Here is a 16828-nt window from a genome sequence, read left to right on the forward strand (position 1 = left end):
TTTCTTTTTCAAAATGCTTTATCTTGATTTTTTTTACTAGCCTTGATCATTTGTAATAATACTAGGTTTGCAAAAACCTGCCATATCCTACTATGCCGTTCTGATTGACATTCCATATTGCAGGTTTTATCCACAAATTCCCATCACTGTCAGTTTCAAGATAAAGAATTGGTAACACATTCGATGGTGCAGCTTGAAGAGATGCAGGCCCTGCAAACGCCTTACCGTTTATCATGTTGTACATACTTCCATGACATGGACATTCTCCTCTTTTTCTGCCCTCTTGTGGCCAGTATTTCCACAAGCACCACAAATGTAAACAAACCATGCTGTAGGCACGAAAAGCACTGACATCTTCTTTGCCGCCACCAAGTTCATCTGGCAATCGAACAAACTGCCATTTCTTAAATGGCTCTTTATCAAGCACAGGATCACCTGATAATGGATAAGTAATAACTTCGGAATGATTCTTTGGAAAAGTCTTGACGTTTGCCTGAGTTCCGTCTGGAAGTATGACCTCAGCTTTTACCGGCATGATGTTTGAGGGGTTTGGCATGAATTTTCCCCATGGAATAAACGGTGTAAATGCCAGTCCTACCCCAGCAGCAGCTAACAACTTTAGAAAGTCTCGTCGGGATACATCACTCTTGGAAGGTTCTATCTCGATTGAACCCATTCAAATTCACTACCTAGCAAGAAAGGATTTTCTCCAAGCGCAATCTGTACGGACAAGAAATTTTTGATTTGTTGATCAAACATGATCTTGGTATTGCTTCCTGACTTTTATGTCTCACTATGTCTTTATTGACGCATCTTTATCAAGAAGGTGTTGATTTACTAGCGTACGATATTTTCACTTTAGGTTGGTCAGTCATGATTTTGCAGCATTAGCAGCCAAAGATGTTAACAGTATCAGACAAAACCAGAACCTTATAAGTACACAAAATTAGTTCCAGTCAAATGTCTACAGGAGATAAAAAACATGATCGAGTTACAGAACACCTAGCCAATGAACGCACTTTTCTTGCATGGCTACGTACCTGCATTGCACTCATGGGATTGGGTTTTGTGATTGCAAGATTTGGCCTATTTCTTAAAGAATTTAGCATCATAACAAAGAATCAGACAATTCCATCAAACCTACCATCTCAATCTTCTTCAACATTGTTGGGCATGAGTATGATCGGTCTTGGAATTTTGCTGATAATTTACGCATTGGTAAATTACCTCAAAGCTCAGAGATCTATTGAATCTGGCACCTACATTCCCAGACATTCTATAATGTATGTGACAAGCATAGGCCTTGTCATCTTTGCAGTAATTGTGCTTGCTTATTTGATCTTGATATCAACATGATTTTTTGTAGAAAAACATACGGGCATTAGAGAATTAAAATTCTGGATTTGGGCATATAATGATCTAGCCCACTCATTCATCACAAAACGATTTTGAAACTATCAGGCATCATGTGACTGCTTTTGACAGTCATTGATAGTATTTACAATCTTCCTTGCCAGGGATATTGGACTAGCATTCTTGTTTATTGTTACAAGAATAATGTGATCGTCCATAGGGAAGGTGAGCATTGTAAGACTATCTCTCTTAGATACGTAATAGTTGATTGGGCCAAAATGTTCATCAAAGTCACCGCCCATTGATACCTGCAGAACACATTGCATGAAGAACATCTCACTCATGTAATCCGGAAATTGGTTTGTAAATCCAGGTCTTGAGACTTTTTCAACTGCCCTTCCCTGTCTGTTGATTAATGCAATAGATTGGATATTTTTATTAATAGATATGATGGAGTTGCACAATCCAACATGGTCTAGACGTAGCGACATTACATATTAGAATACAATAATGGAAGAAAAGTCTTCCGTAACAAAATGTACTTACAGTGATTTCTCACTTTCATAACCTGTCGATAGTACATGGTCTTTATCCCTACCATGACTGATTTATCGTATCAATTGGTTTTACCTACTACTGTACTAGCATGCAAAATAATATTTTTACCATTTTGCAATATACCTTCTATTGTCACCGGCATCTTTGTTCCTATGTTTGGATCTCCTTTAACAGGCATGACAATCTCATCATATGATACGGTTTTTCCAGGATTCAAATTAGTAGTAATTACAGACTTGTCATATGGTCTTCCCAGTAATCCCATATTTCCCATTGAAAATTTAATGTCGTGAATTGAAGCATTACCAGCATTGTATAATACAGTTGAAAGATGCATAACTGCATGAGAGTCTATACTTTCACTTACATGTAGAACTGCAAGATTATCTTTACTTGCTATTGATTCAATCTTGTTATTAATCATATTTTGTGAAAATTCTCCCGAGCTGACCATTTGGAAAACGTACAGCAATGCAATCGTGCCAACAAAAATAGTTGGAGGTATGGCAAATATCTTATCCATATTTTTATGAATTGTTTTCAAATATAATACAATTGATTAACAATGTTATGTTTGTCTTAATCTATAATCATCTCAGGATTTAATCAGAAATTAATAAGATCAATTCTCTAGATAGCAAGTAGACAAGATATAAAAATTTCTTAGCATGTTAGAGGTACAACAAAAGAAATCTACCAGAAACTGATAGGAGATAAGTCTTCTGTAACATGGTAACGTAACAAGGATCATCATTCTCTAAATATTACAATACCGAAAAGAATTTCATGCAAGAAATCAACGACATGAAAAAAAGACGTGTAGATCAAAATCTATTCTGGCTTGAACAACGTTCTGGCGGAATATACGTAAAGTTTCACAGCAAGTAGATTAGATCAATAATAAATATTTATGAAAACAATTGATTTGTATGAAGTACATATGATGAAAGCAAAAGTAAATAAAAATTATAAAAATAATTTTGAATTTTATGGAAGAAAAGATGTTGTTATGATATGTTTCTCAGATAATTTTATTTTATATTAAAAAATTTTAATACAAATGAAATGACCCTCCAAGATTTGATCATATATGCAAAGTCGGCTACTGAAACAACCAATTTCGCAGAGTCAGTAAACAAGACATTACATTCTAACATCATTACAACTGAGATAACTAGAATAAATCATGACCTTGCGCAGACGGTGTTTCATGGCACCAATCTTGCATCAGCTCAGGTCATTCTTCTTGCAGTGGGAGTCATAATTTTCGTAGGAGTGGCAGGAGAAGCATTCTTTAGAAAAACAGGAATTCCAGAAGTTCTTTTCCTCACAGTTGTCGGATTTGTACTGGGGCCAATCTTTGGCATAGTAGATTCATCCACCATCATTAGGATTATTCCGTATTTTTCATCCCTTGCCCTCATCATAATAATGTTTGATGGAGGCCTCAATCTTGACATAAAGACAGTAATCAGAACTGCACATTATTCTCTGCTTGTTGCAATACTAAGCTTTTTAGCAACGCTTGCCATTGTCTCATCTCTTGCAGTCTACGTTTTTGACTGGCAGTGGATAAGTGCAATACTTCTTGGTTCCATCTTAGGAGGAATCAGTCCAATAGTTGTATTTGCCATAGTAAAGAGAGTACAGATTACTGAAGATACCAAGTCAATTTTGATTTTGGAATCTGCCATGACTGACATCATGGCTACCATAGGAGCCTTTTTGCTTTTTGACATCATTGCTTCAGGACATTTCAGTATTAGTTTATTGGGATTGGATTTTGGAAGGGAGGTAGTAGTTGGCATGGGACTTGGATTCGGGGTTGGCATACCTTGGCTTTATGGGTTTTCCAAGATTACAAATATCAAGCATGCATACATGCTTACACTTGCCATATTGTTTGTACTTTTCTTCACTGCAAAATCTCTTGGCGAATCAGGAGCATTAACAGCTCTAATTTTTGGACTGGTACTAGGTAACAGAAAAACACTTTCAAGATATCTCAAGTTTAACATGCCAGAGGTCTCCATGGAAGACACATTTCATGATGAGGTGACATTTCTTGTAAGATCATTTTTCTTTGTATTTGTAGGGTTGATTGCAGAGTTTGGCCAACTAAGATATGTGATAGTGGGGGTAATAATTGCAATTGCGCTTTATCTATCAAGAAAGGTAATTACCAAAGCCTTGTTTACAAGATTCCCCGAATTTGATAAAAAAGTGATAAGATCCATGATACCAAGAGGATTGGCAGCTGCAGTACTTTCCACATTTGCCCTCACATTTGGAGTCCCACACGCTAAAGTCTATACTGAGATTACCTTCATCATAATCATCTCCACTGTAATAATCACAACTATTGACATTGGAAAGATCCAAAAAAAGCAAGGCCAGACTAAAAGTTGTAACAAATAACCGAGGATCGTGTATAACAATTTACAAAAATATAACCCTAGTTACCAAGCATGTACTGGATACATCTTCGGATTTACACCATCTGTCAGACAGTCATACTAGACAGCAATTACGTACACAAATAGGTAGACTTGGAACAATTCAATGTAGCCATTCCTGCAAGAAAATTTGGTAATACAGCATCATTCAAATTGAATAGAGACGCCGTAATAGTGAAACAAGTCACATCATTAGATTCAGCGCAAAGATGGCAAGGAAAATATTTCTAAATCAAAAACTAAAACTAGGGATTTTAACGTCTTCATTTGGGTTTGATGATAAAGAAAAACTTATCCCGGAGGTCCAGTCATCAGAGATTGTTCTCTAGTCTTTACATTTGCATCATACTTGGCTAATACAGAATCACCAGGCTTTGCGTTGCATTGCCCTATCTTGACAATATACCCATCAGAAGTTTCTGCAGTGCATCCTGAATTATCTACTGAAACCACCTTCACCTTCTCAGTGACTTCATTTGGTAAAAGGTTCCATACTGGAAACACAACTGTTACCATGAGGATCACAACTGCTCCTATGGCTACTCCTACATACCATGATGCTTTACTCTTTTTTTCCATCATTTGATAAAATCAATCCATCATTTCATTTATATATGTAGTGAATCTACGTAGTAGCTAATCTACTATGCATATATTGAATGATGACTAAAATGGATAAACGGTTTATTGTTTTAATTGCTGTAATTGTAGTTACAGTAGCATCTTTGGCTGTACTTGCTGGCGGAAATATGTTCAACGTGGAAAGAATTGGAAACAATTCTGTAGATCAAAACATGACATCTACAGCCTTACAAAAAATACAAGTAATTCCACTCTCAAATGTTAATGGACGAATTGATCACATGGACATAGATATTGCAGGAGGGCGTTTGTTCATTGCTGAGCTTGGAAATAATTCTATAGATGTTATTGATCTTGTGAAAGGTAAGAGAATACACAGCATTACTGGACTTGATGAACCACAGGGAATTGTCTTTGTTCCAGAATCTAAAAAGATTTACGTGGCAAATGCAGGAGATGGAACGGTAGATATTTTCAATTCAGATTCTTACGCGCTTGTCAAGACAATTAATCTCTCAAGTGATGCAGACAATATGCGATATGACTCAGCCTCAAAATTAGTTTACGTTGGATACGGAAATGGTGCACTTGGATTAATTGATACTGCAACTGACAATTTGGTGGGAAGCATAAAACTGGATGGTCATCCTGAATCATTCCAGATTTCCCATCAGCTAAAACCAAGTATTTTTGTCAATGTTCCAGGAGATGATTCCATAGAAGTCATTGATAGCCAAAAGTTATCAATGGTATCAAAAATATCGAACACCGATTCACATTACAATTATGCCATGGCATTAGATGAAAATGATCATAGACTCTTTGTTGTTTACAGACAGCCCTCACAACTATCTGTTATTGATATTGATTCTGGAAAGACAATAACAAAGCTAAATGTTGTTGGAGATGCGGATGATATCTTCTACGATAACAAAAACAAGCAGATCTATGTAACTGGAGGCGAGGGATATCTGCAAGTAATTTCACAAGACGGTGCTAATACTTATCATGAGGTAGCCAAGATGCCAACAGCCAACGGTGCAAGAACTTCCTTGTTTGTACCAGAAACCGGCAGGCTATATCTTGCAGTTCCTGCCTACTTTGGACAAGACGCACAAATTCAGGTTTATGAAGTTCACAAGATACAATAAAAACAAGCCAGAAAAGTTTTATGGAAAATTAAATGTGGATTGTTCCAATTCTAATATTGGTACATACATAGACAAGGCATCACTTCCAATTTTACCCACAAAACTAAATTCGCCAGATAATCGCTTTAATTCAACAAGTTTTGTTTTCGGGATCTCTTTTGTAACGTGATAATGAACAACATTTCCTCCCATGCCGACTGTTTGGATAAAAAGAATTTCTCTATTTTTATGATTTATGTGATGCAGTAGAGGAGCAGTAGCTAGTAAAGATTGTGAGGAATATAAAATCACGGTAAGAAGATCATTCATAGATGAATACTGGAAAAATGTGAACGAGTCTTCGGTCATGAGAAACACCTTATGTTGATTCTTCGTTCTTTGAAGCCTGCCGAGGCCATTCCATTTCAATATGGATCTCATACTTGTCTTTATTCTCACCAGTCTTCTCCTTTGCATAAAGAAATTTAAATTCCAATGGATCAGAGGGATTCTTTACAACTATTTTTTTAGTGGTTGGCAATATCTTGCTTATTTCTAAACTTGATTTTTCCTGCAAGGATTTTGCAAGATAAGTAAAGATCTTTGATAGATCGTTTTTACTGATTTCACTTTTGTGACGAAATACTGCCTGATGGGCTTCCCAATGAGTCTCAATAATTTCGGCCATCTTGGACCAATGTATCATGGAATCTGCCAATTCCTTCTGACCCTTTTCTGTAATTGCATAATGTCTCCTGTCTGGAGTTTTGTCTCTGAACTCAACCTTGCTTGTAACGGATTTGTTTTTTTCAAGTTTTTCTAGTGCGGGATAGATTGTACCTGTTTGTGGTTTCCAATATCCAGAGAATTTCTTCTCCAATTCTTTTATGATTTCATATCCATACATTGGTCTCTCTGCTAGAAGCAAAAGAAGCCACAGTGAAACGGCTCCAACCTTCATTCCTTTCTGTTTGATCATCTTACTGTCCTATGTATGACTAGTTTAATAACTCTTATATCAGTGTAGAGGATCTACCTATGTAGATGATCCATGGTGATAAACAATGAAATGGGTTACTAGGGAACATGCCAAAGTAGACAGAATTGCATGTCCTTGGCTTATTAAGCATCATGTAGATGCAGATGCAGAATTTCTCTATGTACCAGCTGATGAGGTGATGCACGTTGCAAAGGAACAAAACGCAACACCGTTTGATGTGCCAAGTGTGGAACTTGGTCACCACGGAGAGGAATGTTCCTTTGACGCCATTGTGAAAAAGTATGATCTTGACAAAAAGGATCCAGCATTAGCAGAGCTCGCAAAGATTGTCAGGGGCGCGGATACTCCAAACAGGTCCCTAACACCACAATCGGAAGGATTGCTTGCCATTGCTTATGGTTTTAGTATGAATGTAAAAGATGATCATGATAACATTAGTAAACAATTCCATGTCTACGATGCACTTTACAGTTTTTGCAAGTGGAAAATAACTCAAAAGTAAGATTGAGGATATTGGTTATCGGTGAAGATAAGAAAAACTAAAGAATCACAATCAGATATACAATCAAATAAACACCGAAACAAGATAATTTTAATAGCAATCATATCTGCTATAGTAGCAAGCATTGCAATCATAAGTTACCAATTAGACAATATTACAACAAGCAGTATTCAATATGTTGATTCAATAGGATGTGACAGTATGGAATATTCTATTTTTCACATACATGCCCACCTGGATATTTTTGCAAATGGTCAACCGATTACAGTACCAGCATCAATTGGCATAAAAGACAGCACTTGTCTATATTGGTTGCATACTCATAAATCAGACGGCATAATACACATTGAAGCTCCAAAATCAAGAGATTTCTCTTTAGGAGAGTTCTTGGACATTTGGAAGTCAACAAACACTGGTTTGCCTTCTACAAATGAGAATCCCATCATATACGTAAACGGACATATTGTAACCACTAGCCTAAAAGATACTCTGCTTAATGCACATGATGAAATTGTACTTGTTTATGGGAATCCACCGTCTCACATACCTCAGTTCTATCAATTTCCAGAAGGCCTATGATTTATTCATGTAAAAAAATACATCTGGTGAGAACATAACATGAATCTAGCATTAACATTTTACAGTGTACTTAAGATGCCAATATCCGATATAATTTCTTGTGGAGTGGCAGCTGAAAAGGCCGGATTTAGTCATGTTTCCTTGGCAGAATCATTTTACAGAGATGCGGCTGTTCTAGGTACTGCAATTGCTACAAATACAACCAAGATAAAATTTGGCTCTAGCATATTTCCAATTCCAACAAGGACACCTTTTCAGATAGCCATGGCAACCGCCACACTAAATGAGATTTCTTGCAACAGAGTTGGATTCGTTGGACTTGGAGTGGGTTATCGTAGCAGAATTGAGAAATATTTTGGCATAAAGATTGAAAATTCTCTGGACAAGATGAAAGAATATGTCGCAGTCCTGAAAGGATTGCTTTCTGGTGAAGATTACACATATAGGGGAAATTTCTTTTCTTTTGAAAGTTTCCCAAAACTTGTTCCATACAGAATGAATATTCCAATTCTGTTTGGTTCTTCAGGTCCAAAAATGATTGATCTGGCAGGACAAATATCTGACGGGCTGGTATTAAATTCAATAGGTACACCAGATTACTTTAAAGAAGCAATATGTACCTTCCAAGAATCTGTCAAAAGATCCAAAAGAAAAAAAAGTAAATTTGAGATTGCCTCTAGTGTAATATTTTCGGTTGATGATAAATACGATGAAGCAATAAAAGCTGCTAAACCTGATGTTTTGTTCTATGTTCTTTATCCAGAGTTAGACCCAGTCATAGAAAAGACACCTTATGTTGAAAGAATAAAAAAGATAAGAAAAGAACACTCTGCTGGGAATTACAAAGAGGCTCTTTCTTTAATATCTGATGAAATGATAGAGGATCTCACCATTGCAGGAACTCCAAAGGAATGCAGAAAAAAACTGCAAAAAATATATGGCTACGGAATTACTTTACCAATAATCAGAGTATCAGTTCAGACTTTCAAGGAGAATCAACGCAAGGATGTCTTTCTAAAAGCAATACAATCACTAGCTAAAATGTGACCTAGTAACTACCTCGTTAGTCAATTAATTCATGAAAAACCAAATCAATAGACATGAAGTTGAACATTAAACATATTATAATTATCGCAAGTTGCATAGGAGCAGCCCTGCTTGTAGCCTTCTTCCTCATGACAGAGGCAAGTGTTGATTTGACCTAAAGATGGACAAACGCATATTTTTTTCAGGGGTCGCAATGTTTGCCGTAGGACTGTTATCACTTGCATATCTGAGCAACACAGAACCTGCAGAAAAACCTGGCATGACTGAACAGGAAACAAAAGAATTTTACAAATCTGAAGCAACTAATACAAACTTGTCAATATTGTCACAAGTACTCTCAGCCATAGGATTTGTCATGTTACTTGTAGGCATAGGATTAAATCCGAAAAATAAAGGCGGTGTTGGAAAAGCAGTCATACAAAAGCCCGCCAACACAATGTGACCAGTCTATCAACAGGCTAGTCGCTATATCATACTAGGTAATTCAAGAAACATGGCATGCAGGGGGCTCTGTGAAAGACTGTCGGCCAAGAAACCCAGGAACAATCAACGCTATGCGTCAGGACAGAGGCCTTGCTCCTTATGTGGAGTATTTTTTGACACGAATGATCTTGAAATTTTCAGGTGCCCATGCTGCAATACAAAGCTGCGAATGACTCAACGAAACAAGTCTAGATTGTAAATCACTGTACAAATAGATCAATTCTAAAATACATCAACATTGGGTCAAGAAAATCAATTTTCAATGTACCAATGACCTCTCAGAATTAGCTAGACTTATATAAGTAGTAAATCTACTTAGGTAGTGAATCTACTTGGTTACCGACAAGGATATAGTAAACAAGGATATAGTAAACAAGGAAAAAGGAAATAATCAAAATGCTGACAACATTATCTCATCCCCTACTAGCAACAAGAATCTTGTACAAATACTCGTAGAGAAAGAAAATATCGAAATCTACAATCCTGACCTTGGTGCAAATGACCATAAAATTCTCTTGCTGCTAAATGATAACAGCGAATTAAATCATTATTACACATTCAAAGGCATAATGAGAAAAATAAATCTTCACCAACAGAGTCTTTCAAGATCTTTGCAGAGACTAGAGTCATTAGAATTAATTGAAAAGACAATGATGGGTTACAAAATAACGAAAGAGTGTAAAACACAATTATCAAAAAGACGTGAAGCAAACTTTTCTAGTATCCCAATTAAAATTCCAATTGAAAGTGCTGGTTTTACACAATTAATTCAAACACATGTCCCATGTGATCTTATGACACATGACATAGTTGCTGCTTTGACAGGAAAATGGTTTGATACTCTTCGATGGCTTGGGCTTGTAGAAGGTGATAATGAATATCTTTTACAATGGATAAGTACAGATCACAAAGTTCTAGTAAATCTTCGCATATTATCTAGATACATAATTATTGAAACTAATGCAACAAATGAAAAAGACAGGATGGAATCCATGATCTCTTCCTATAAGATACTTGATTATGCTACAAAACTTGCAAAGAACAAAATCAATAGATGTAGTTCTACACAATACGAGCTTGATATATTTGATTAAAATAATCGGAAAATTATGAAACCCATAACAATAGGAGCAATTGGTGGAGGAGCTGCAGTAGCAATTGCCATCATAATCATGTTTGTGTTTCAAAGCGTACCTATTACTCAATATTCTTTGTATGTTGATGCTCGCACTGAATCAGGCGATGGTTTGTCCGAATCCCATGTAACGATCATCAATACTGGTTCAGCACCATTGACAAACCTCAAAATGGCATATGATACTGGTGCCCCATATAAGATACCGCTACTAAATCCAAAGGACAAGATGGTTCTTTCTCCTCCCCCTTCTGCAAAAACAGTAACAATAACTACAGATCAAGGTTATACTGTAACAAAATCATTTGAACAAATTTCGGAATAGGGTGAAGAAATGAACATGTTAAGATTTACAAAACTTGCCATTGTTGTACCAATACTTGTGATTCTAATGATGCCAACAATTGATGTATTTCCTATAGTTAATGCATTAACTAAAAACACATTTGATGACAGTCATACAACAGCACGTTTTGGAAATAGCAAAGTCTGTGGCGATCATCTCTGTGCACCGGGAGAACATCAGAAAATGATTGAAGCAATGATGCAAGCACAACGAACAAAATATGTTACACCTAGTACAGCTGCAAATTCACCTTTGCAATCCGCACCAAGCAACATCAGTCAAGATGTATTCAACAAACATGGAAACATTCTCATTTCAGACCAGTTCAACAATCGTGTTATTGAAGTAAATCCAGTTACCAAAGATATCGTGTGGAGTTTTGGTTCCGGGAATTCCAGTCTTTGCAATCCCGGACCTGGAGCAATCATAGGAACAAATGATGCAGAGAGACTTTCTGATGGGCTGACACTTATTGCTGGAACAGGCTTACCTGCAGGAGCATTAGGTTCTATGTCTAAGGGATGTGTAGACAATCGTGTAATAGTTGTGAATCAAGCAGGTCAAATTGTGTGGCAATATGGACAAGCTGGAGTTACAGGCTCTGATCCTAACATGCTTAATGCGCCGGTATTTGCAATCCAATTGCCTAATCATGATATACTAATCACTGATCAAGGGAACAATAGAATCATAGAAGTGAATCAGCAAAAACAAATAGTATGGTCGTATGGGCCTTCCTCAGGACCTGGCGCATTAAACAGTCCTAACAGTGCTGAATTGCTTCCAAATGGAAATATCTTGATCGCAGACCAAAATAATAACAGAGCAATTGAGATTACACATGATGGTAACATTGTGTGGCAGTATAACACAAGTTTACAAGCAGTTGCATTTGCAAGCAGACTGCCAGATGGTCATACCTTGATTGTTGACTCGGGCCATAGTCACATAGTTGAGATAAACGAGCAAAAAAGTATTGTCTTTCAATATTTCACCAACGCCACATCTGGAAGCAATTCATCTCCTACGCCTTCTAATGCAGTCAGACTTGTCAATGGAGAGACTAGCATTGCCGACCAATTCAATGATCGCATAATAATTATTGATTCCAAGGGGAACACTGTCTTTCAATATGGAATGACAAACATGACAGGAGTTGGAACTAATGAGTTAAATGCACCATATAGCGCATTTGTGATCGGAGATTACACAGGTCAGACACCTCCACCATCAAATTCCAATTTCATATCTCATAATTTTTTGAATCCTTAGATGTCAACTTTCAGTAAGATCATGACACTCAGAGTCTTGTATGTTGGAATTAACACATGGAAAGGAAATACAGATGGCTGAAAATTTTTCTAATAGGGAGGGCATCAAGGGAATGCTCAATCCTACAAGATATGGTCTTCTTCGTTTTGCATATTGGCTTCAGCGGTTGACAGGACTTGGTTTGCTTGCTTATCTGATAGGGCACATTTACGAGACTAGTGCTATAATTCATGGTAAAATCGCATGGCAACAAATGCTTAACATCACAGGGGGTCTGACAGGTAATCTTGTTTTGGTGATTGTCATAGGAATGTGTGTCTATCACACAGGTAATGGTATTAGAGTCATGATAAGCTCGAGTGGAAATGGCCTTGGCAAACCAGGTCAACCAGAATATCCATACAAACCATCGTCGTTGAATTATAAGCAAAGACTTTGCATTTGGGTATCAATAGCATTAGCTGCACTTGCAATGATGTATGGAGCAGCTGTATTGTTTGGTGATTAAAATGAGAGAAAATACAATTATGAAGATAATTATGGAACAGCATTGGGCAGTAGATCTGTATCTGGGCACATCTTGTTTAGAATGACAGCAAAAGATTACTCTTTAATGATTGTTTTAATCTAAAAAAAGGAATTTATGAAAATTTAGAGTATGTGACAAACTCTCAAGATGAAAATAAAGGAAAGGGAGTTTAGTCCCACTTAGACCAAGCTGCCATCCACCTGTAAGTCCATGTTGTGAGTTTAGTTCCTAATGCAGTCATTGTTACTGTCAAAACTGCACTAACACCCGCACCTAGCGCAACGGGACTATCATAGAACTTTCCTACTTGGGGTTCTATTGGTGTCATGTATGGAGGCAATGTGGTTCTGGGGTATTTGAAAGCCATCTCAAGAGGATCATCTATTGTGATTAGATTGATCATGTTGAACAACGCCATTGACATGCCACAAAGCACACCACCGATTAGGATCAAAGAGTGTTTGTTTCTCTTTGTTGCCCAAAATGCCAAATCCATCAATATTGCAGATGGAATCCATATTGGTACAGTGATGAAGCTGTATGGATATCCTAAGGAAAACCACGCACCTTTTGCAACCCATGTATACGTTGTCATTATTAGCGCATAGTATGTTGCGGTTCCTGGCACGCCAGTGAACGTAAGGTAATATGCTGCACCGACTGCGAGCATCAATGATTGTGATAGTGTAAATATCACATAAGATGTCCATGCCCAATCAGTGTAGAATATGTAGTCTCCTGAGTTGATTGTCAACAAGGTTGAGTTGACTGCTACCACTACTATGAATAAGTAGTGAGTGCATCTTCTTAACCAGACCATTTGATAACATAGTAGAATATCTACTTATTTAGGTTTTCTACATAATCTTAAATATGTAGCATATCTACATATATGCAATCTGCGGAGTTGACTGCCCCTAAAAGGCAGCGTCTTAGCCAGACAAACTCCGTAGATAATTTAATTTATAAAAAATCCATTTTACTTTTTTTACACATCTTCTTTAAGATCAATTGCTCATAAATTAATAAATTCTTGTAAAAAGAGCATTAGTAAATTGTGACCACATATATGATTTGGCGGTCAATATAATTATGAATTATGAAGATATTGCATGAAAAAATGCAGGCCAAAATCACAGAGAATGCAATTTCAAATAATTCACGGTGTGCCTTTTAATGGTAAAGGCTATGGTATTTGCAGCAATAGGTGGTGGCGTCGCAGTAGCTGTAGTTTTAACATTATTTTTCTTCAATTTAGGTGCAACTCAATACCAGATGTCAGTTGAAGTCCAAACAGGGACGTCAATGGGCAACATGGGCTATACTGATCTAAAAATTAAAAATACTGGAACCTCAGAGTTGACCAATATCAAAGCAGATTATGGCCAAACTTCTGAAAAAATAGCATCTCTTGAACCTGGTCAATGGGTAGATGTCGCTCCGCCCGCTTCGGCAACAATGGTGACAGTAACATGCGATCAAAATGTAACTGTAATAAAAGCGATATCATCTATGGGTTAACTCGGAAAATGTCTACAAAGTTTATGATCTACATCTACGTTTGTTTTCTGCACTTTAACCACTATCCTGTTTCTTCATACACTGCTACACGACAACTTTTTGGCAGAAATACATAGAGAAGCTGCATGTTGGAATTAAAGGCAAGCGTATGTGCACCCTCTTCAGTTTTGATTCTTTCGCTTATTGAAAATTCCTTGGAATCTATTGCCTCAATTATTCCGGGTTTTCCTATTGCACAGTAGAGACGTATCATGGATTTGTTATACCAAATCACATCTGGTTCTCCACCTATTGATACCGATGAAATCTCGCGGCCATTTTCTATGTCAATCAGAACAAGTTTTTTTGCATCACATGCGATGAATGCATGTCCAACACTATCAAGATCTAGACCATGAGGACCAAGTGCTGAGACAGACAGAAAATTCTTCTGACTTCTAGTCTTTGGTTCAATTAAGGAAAGTCCGGGTGGATCTCGAATATTTACTAGAAACAAATCGGATCTCTTATCATATGTGCACCAGCGAGGTCTTCCTGGAAGAATTATCGTATAAAGATATTCTCCAGAATATGGATCAAGTATCATGGCTTGATATTTCTCTGTATCTGCTACGAGCAGCTGTTTACGTACTGAATCCCAAGCTAAACCATTAGGTTTTGGCCCTACCTTTAACTCTCTTAAGACATTGTTACTATTTGCATCTATGACTAGGACCTTGCCCTTACCTCTGGATGCTACAAATATGAGATTTTCACTCTGTGCACATAGAACACCGCTTGCCTCAGGACAGCCTCGGATTGTGGCAAGATGACAGTTCTTCAAACCATTTATTATCTCAACGGTCCCGTTTGCAGTGTGTGCAAGAAATACTTTGCCACTTGAAAGATGAATATCAGCATGATCGAATCCACCAGAATCATGACTGGGCAGGTCAATGTAGTTTCTAAACTTTAGTGCCATTCCATAACATCTTGTCTGTTTTCAGTTGATAAAGGTAAACATAGAAGTGTAGTAGTAGAATGAATTCCATCAATTTTGCGAATCTTCCAATTAATGGTCTCTTTGATGATATCAACAGTTATTGCTTCTAGTTTTACAATGATATCATAATTTCCAGAAATTTGTTGTATTTCTTTTATAGATTTTATTGAATAAAGTTTTTCCATTATTGATGCCTCTTTACCCTGTTCGCAATTTATCAATATGAAAACCATGACAGGGCCAAGTTGTTTGGATATGTTTGTACGGTGTTGGAGATCCATCAGATGTTATCCCATGAGACATAATGCAATCAAAAATAAAATGACCACGCATTTCTAAATCAGGTCACAGACTCCCAAATTTCAAAAAGTTGTCTAAATAAATTCAATGTTGAAGACAAGCATCAATATGATGGCTATCGCAATTATCCCAATTAAAAGAAAACCAAACTTACTCATGCACTATCCTGTGTTACATCTATCATGTAGTACATCTACTATGTAGAGACACTACGTATATAAGTATGTTTTTGATAATTGCATTAGAATAACAATGGATGTAGATCCAACAGGTCAAATGTATGCATGGGGCGCCATGGTTGCAATCAGTGCAATTTCTGCTGCAATAGGCATATTTACAATTCAGCGACGCAAGTAGACAAATTATGCCCCTATTGTAAGAACCCACTCTGCTTTTTCTCAGATGTCGTTCATGTAACATGTAGACAGAATATTCTAGATCTAATTGTAACTTGGTTCATTGTTCAATCAGATTAATTTTTTGTAAAGATTGACCCAAAATTATCACTAACACCGGTATTTTTTGTAGATCCAGTTTTGTACAAAATATTCTAAAAGAAATCTCATAAAACAAAGCTGAATCTTGGAATGCTTCTATACTGACATGGTTCATATAATTTCAAACACAAGTCTTCAAAATATCGTTGAAGACAACAATCTCCCGGTGGACTCATTCTTTTCTGGGTGCATTTATGAGACTTTCTTGATAATCTAAAACGAACTTAACATTCTAAATCAAGAAAATATACAAAAATTGTACAAGATTTCAATATGAATATACTAAAAATTAACAAAACTTGTGAGTTAACGGAGAATTGGAATTATGTTCAACGCTCAGATAATTATTGATTACAACATAGCTGAATTTCAATCACATCCATTAAATCAAAAACCATTTCTAGTGATTGCATGCCAACATGTAAAGAATGCAATATTGTTTTTTACTCACAAGAAGGGTTTCAAGTACACGTTGAGAAAGTCCACAACAAACCCAATTCGTCGGACTCGTTTGCTCAGCAACAGAGAGACAAGGTTGCACTCTAGTTGTACCATA

The 16828-nt window shown here is 36.8% G+C and carries 22 protein-coding genes; 13 read left to right on the plus strand and 9 right to left on the minus strand.

From position 1 onward, the window contains the following. Window positions 1–61 precede the first annotated feature (61 nt). Complete coding sequence (locus BQ3481_RS04710; protein ID WP_157927217.1) at window positions 62–676, minus strand: twin-arginine translocation signal domain-containing protein; 615 nt, start codon at window positions 674–676, stop codon at window positions 62–64. A 284-nt stretch (window positions 677–960) separates the two neighbouring features. Here BQ3481_RS04710 and BQ3481_RS04715 point away from each other — a divergent pair, with 284 nt between their 5' ends. Next, the gene (locus tag BQ3481_RS04715) at window positions 961–1356 is read left to right on the plus strand and encodes a YidH family protein (protein WP_157927218.1); all 396 of its coding nucleotides are present in this window, start codon (window positions 961–963) and stop codon (window positions 1354–1356) included. Window positions 1357–1457: 101 nt separating this feature from the next. Here BQ3481_RS04715 and BQ3481_RS04720 read toward each other — a convergent pair whose 3' ends face one another. After that, on the minus strand, window positions 1458–1844 hold the full coding sequence (locus BQ3481_RS04720) for a hypothetical protein (RefSeq protein ID WP_157927219.1): 387 nt from the start codon (window positions 1842–1844) through the stop codon (window positions 1458–1460). Window positions 1845–1969: 125 nt separating this feature from the next. Next, on the minus strand, window positions 1970–2434 hold the full coding sequence (locus BQ3481_RS04725; protein ID WP_157927220.1) for a hypothetical protein: 465 nt from the start codon (window positions 2432–2434) through the stop codon (window positions 1970–1972). Between the two features lie 542 nt (window positions 2435–2976). Between BQ3481_RS04725 and BQ3481_RS04730 the strand changes: the two genes are divergently transcribed. Next, window positions 2977–4329, plus strand: a complete 1353-nt coding sequence (locus BQ3481_RS04730) for a cation:proton antiporter (RefSeq protein ID WP_157927221.1) — start codon at window positions 2977–2979, stop codon at window positions 4327–4329. A gap of 329 nt (window positions 4330–4658) precedes the next feature. On the opposite strand, the gene BQ3481_RS04735 is transcribed toward BQ3481_RS04730, so the two are convergent. Continuing rightward, window positions 4659–4949, minus strand: a complete 291-nt coding sequence (locus BQ3481_RS04735) for a hypothetical protein (protein WP_157927222.1) — start codon at window positions 4947–4949, stop codon at window positions 4659–4661. 89 nt (window positions 4950–5038) lie between these two features. On the opposite strand from BQ3481_RS04735, the gene BQ3481_RS04740 reads away from it, so the two are divergent. Continuing rightward, a complete protein-coding gene (locus BQ3481_RS04740; RefSeq protein ID WP_157927223.1) occupies window positions 5039–6100 on the plus strand; it encodes a YncE family protein in 1062 nt (353 codons plus the stop codon). A gap of 18 nt (window positions 6101–6118) precedes the next feature. Here BQ3481_RS04740 and BQ3481_RS04745 read toward each other — a convergent pair whose 3' ends face one another. Continuing rightward, window positions 6119–6448, minus strand: a complete 330-nt coding sequence (locus BQ3481_RS04745; RefSeq protein ID WP_157927224.1) for a hypothetical protein — start codon at window positions 6446–6448, stop codon at window positions 6119–6121. Between the two features lie 10 nt (window positions 6449–6458). After that, the gene (locus BQ3481_RS04750; RefSeq protein ID WP_157927225.1) at window positions 6459–7058 is read right to left on the minus strand and encodes a PadR family transcriptional regulator; all 600 of its coding nucleotides are present in this window, start codon (window positions 7056–7058) and stop codon (window positions 6459–6461) included. Between the two features lie 85 nt (window positions 7059–7143). Here BQ3481_RS04750 and BQ3481_RS04755 point away from each other — a divergent pair, with 85 nt between their 5' ends. From BQ3481_RS04755 to BQ3481_RS04790, 8 genes are all read left to right on the plus strand, one after another. After that, window positions 7144–7581 carry a chromate resistance protein ChrB domain-containing protein gene (locus BQ3481_RS04755; RefSeq protein WP_157927226.1) on the plus strand — a complete coding sequence of 146 codons (438 nt, stop codon included), beginning with the start codon at window positions 7144–7146 and terminating at the stop codon, window positions 7579–7581. Window positions 7582–7602: 21 nt separating this feature from the next. Further along, on the plus strand, window positions 7603–8160 hold the full coding sequence (locus BQ3481_RS04760) for a hypothetical protein (RefSeq protein WP_157927227.1): 558 nt from the start codon (window positions 7603–7605) through the stop codon (window positions 8158–8160). Between the two features lie 39 nt (window positions 8161–8199). Further along, on the plus strand, window positions 8200–9207 hold the full coding sequence (locus BQ3481_RS04765) for an LLM class flavin-dependent oxidoreductase (protein WP_157927228.1): 1008 nt from the start codon (window positions 8200–8202) through the stop codon (window positions 9205–9207). Window positions 9208–9367: 160 nt separating this feature from the next. Further along, window positions 9368–9649 carry a hypothetical protein gene (locus BQ3481_RS04770; protein ID WP_157927229.1) on the plus strand — a complete coding sequence of 94 codons (282 nt, stop codon included), beginning with the start codon at window positions 9368–9370 and terminating at the stop codon, window positions 9647–9649. A gap of 373 nt (window positions 9650–10022) precedes the next feature. Continuing rightward, window positions 10023–10784 carry a MarR family transcriptional regulator gene (locus tag BQ3481_RS04775; RefSeq protein ID WP_157927230.1) on the plus strand — a complete coding sequence of 254 codons (762 nt, stop codon included), beginning with the start codon at window positions 10023–10025 and terminating at the stop codon, window positions 10782–10784. A gap of 15 nt (window positions 10785–10799) precedes the next feature. After that, window positions 10800–11150 (plus strand): hypothetical protein, encoded by a 351-nt coding sequence (locus BQ3481_RS04780; protein ID WP_157927231.1) that lies wholly within the window; start codon window positions 10800–10802, stop codon window positions 11148–11150. A gap of 15 nt (window positions 11151–11165) precedes the next feature. Next, window positions 11166–12443: an outer membrane protein assembly factor BamB family protein gene (locus BQ3481_RS04785; RefSeq protein WP_157927232.1), complete on the plus strand. Its 1278-nt coding sequence runs from the start codon at window positions 11166–11168 to the stop codon at window positions 12441–12443. Between the two features lie 73 nt (window positions 12444–12516). Next, a complete protein-coding gene (locus BQ3481_RS04790) occupies window positions 12517–12951 on the plus strand; it encodes a succinate dehydrogenase (protein WP_157927233.1) in 435 nt (144 codons plus the stop codon). 190 nt (window positions 12952–13141) lie between these two features. On the opposite strand, the gene BQ3481_RS04795 is transcribed toward BQ3481_RS04790, so the two are convergent. Beyond that, window positions 13142–13792, minus strand: a complete 651-nt coding sequence (locus BQ3481_RS04795) for an ammonia monooxygenase (protein ID WP_157927234.1) — start codon at window positions 13790–13792, stop codon at window positions 13142–13144. A gap of 356 nt (window positions 13793–14148) precedes the next feature. Here BQ3481_RS04795 and BQ3481_RS04800 point away from each other — a divergent pair, with 356 nt between their 5' ends. Then, window positions 14149–14493, plus strand: a complete 345-nt coding sequence (locus BQ3481_RS04800; protein WP_157927235.1) for a hypothetical protein — start codon at window positions 14149–14151, stop codon at window positions 14491–14493. Between the two features lie 61 nt (window positions 14494–14554). Here BQ3481_RS04800 and BQ3481_RS04805 read toward each other — a convergent pair whose 3' ends face one another. Then, the gene (locus BQ3481_RS04805; protein WP_157927236.1) at window positions 14555–15454 is read right to left on the minus strand and encodes a YncE family protein; all 900 of its coding nucleotides are present in this window, start codon (window positions 15452–15454) and stop codon (window positions 14555–14557) included. Continuing rightward, complete coding sequence (locus BQ3481_RS04810) at window positions 15445–15756, minus strand: Lrp/AsnC family transcriptional regulator (protein WP_157927237.1); 312 nt, start codon at window positions 15754–15756, stop codon at window positions 15445–15447. Before BQ3481_RS04810 ends, BQ3481_RS04805 begins: the two co-directional genes overlap by 10 nt. Window positions 15757–16683: 927 nt before the next feature. Here BQ3481_RS04810 and BQ3481_RS11850 point away from each other — a divergent pair. After that, window positions 16684–16818: a hypothetical protein gene (locus BQ3481_RS11850; protein WP_255408348.1), complete on the plus strand. Its 135-nt coding sequence runs from the start codon at window positions 16684–16686 to the stop codon at window positions 16816–16818. The last annotated feature ends 10 nt before the right edge of the window (window positions 16819–16828 follow it).

The organism is Candidatus Nitrosotalea okcheonensis (genome assembly GCF_900177045.1).
Classification (GTDB): Archaea; Thermoproteota; Nitrososphaeria; order Nitrososphaerales; family Nitrosopumilaceae; genus Nitrosotalea; species Nitrosotalea okcheonensis.

Bases quoted from the DNA above. Each gene is read 5' to 3' on its own strand.
- BQ3481_RS04710 (WP_157927217.1), bottom strand. From the start codon at position 676: ATGGGTTCAATCGAGATAGAACCTTCCAAGAGTGATGTATCCCGACGA.
- BQ3481_RS04715 (WP_157927218.1), top strand. From the start codon at position 961: ATGTCTACAGGAGATAAAAAACATGATCGAGTTACAGAACACCTAGCC.
- BQ3481_RS04720 (WP_157927219.1), bottom strand. From the start codon at position 1,844: ATGTCGCTACGTCTAGACCATGTTGGATTGTGCAACTCCATCATATCT.
- BQ3481_RS04725 (WP_157927220.1), bottom strand. From the start codon at position 2,434: ATGGATAAGATATTTGCCATACCTCCAACTATTTTTGTTGGCACGATT.
- BQ3481_RS04730 (WP_157927221.1), top strand. From the start codon at position 2,977: ATGACCCTCCAAGATTTGATCATATATGCAAAGTCGGCTACTGAAACA.
- BQ3481_RS04735 (WP_157927222.1), bottom strand. From the start codon at position 4,949: ATGATGGAAAAAAAGAGTAAAGCATCATGGTATGTAGGAGTAGCCATA.
- BQ3481_RS04740 (WP_157927223.1), top strand. From the start codon at position 5,039: ATGGATAAACGGTTTATTGTTTTAATTGCTGTAATTGTAGTTACAGTA.
- BQ3481_RS04745 (WP_157927224.1), bottom strand. From the start codon at position 6,448: ATGACCGAAGACTCGTTCACATTTTTCCAGTATTCATCTATGAATGAT.
- BQ3481_RS04750 (WP_157927225.1), bottom strand. From the start codon at position 7,058: ATGATCAAACAGAAAGGAATGAAGGTTGGAGCCGTTTCACTGTGGCTT.
- BQ3481_RS04755 (WP_157927226.1), top strand. From the start codon at position 7,144: ATGAAATGGGTTACTAGGGAACATGCCAAAGTAGACAGAATTGCATGT.
- BQ3481_RS04765 (WP_157927228.1), top strand. From the start codon at position 8,200: ATGAATCTAGCATTAACATTTTACAGTGTACTTAAGATGCCAATATCC.
- BQ3481_RS04770 (WP_157927229.1), top strand. From the start codon at position 9,368: ATGGACAAACGCATATTTTTTTCAGGGGTCGCAATGTTTGCCGTAGGA.
- BQ3481_RS04780 (WP_157927231.1), top strand. From the start codon at position 10,800: ATGAAACCCATAACAATAGGAGCAATTGGTGGAGGAGCTGCAGTAGCA.
- BQ3481_RS04785 (WP_157927232.1), top strand. From the start codon at position 11,166: ATGTTAAGATTTACAAAACTTGCCATTGTTGTACCAATACTTGTGATT.
- BQ3481_RS04790 (WP_157927233.1), top strand. From the start codon at position 12,517: ATGGCTGAAAATTTTTCTAATAGGGAGGGCATCAAGGGAATGCTCAAT.
- BQ3481_RS04795 (WP_157927234.1), bottom strand. From the start codon at position 13,792: ATGGTCTGGTTAAGAAGATGCACTCACTACTTATTCATAGTAGTGGTA.
- BQ3481_RS04800 (WP_157927235.1), top strand. From the start codon at position 14,149: ATGGTAAAGGCTATGGTATTTGCAGCAATAGGTGGTGGCGTCGCAGTA.
- BQ3481_RS04805 (WP_157927236.1), bottom strand. From the start codon at position 15,454: ATGGCACTAAAGTTTAGAAACTACATTGACCTGCCCAGTCATGATTCT.
- BQ3481_RS04810 (WP_157927237.1), bottom strand. From the start codon at position 15,756: ATGGATCTCCAACACCGTACAAACATATCCAAACAACTTGGCCCTGTC.
- BQ3481_RS11850 (WP_255408348.1), top strand. From the start codon at position 16,684: ATGCCAACATGTAAAGAATGCAATATTGTTTTTTACTCACAAGAAGGG.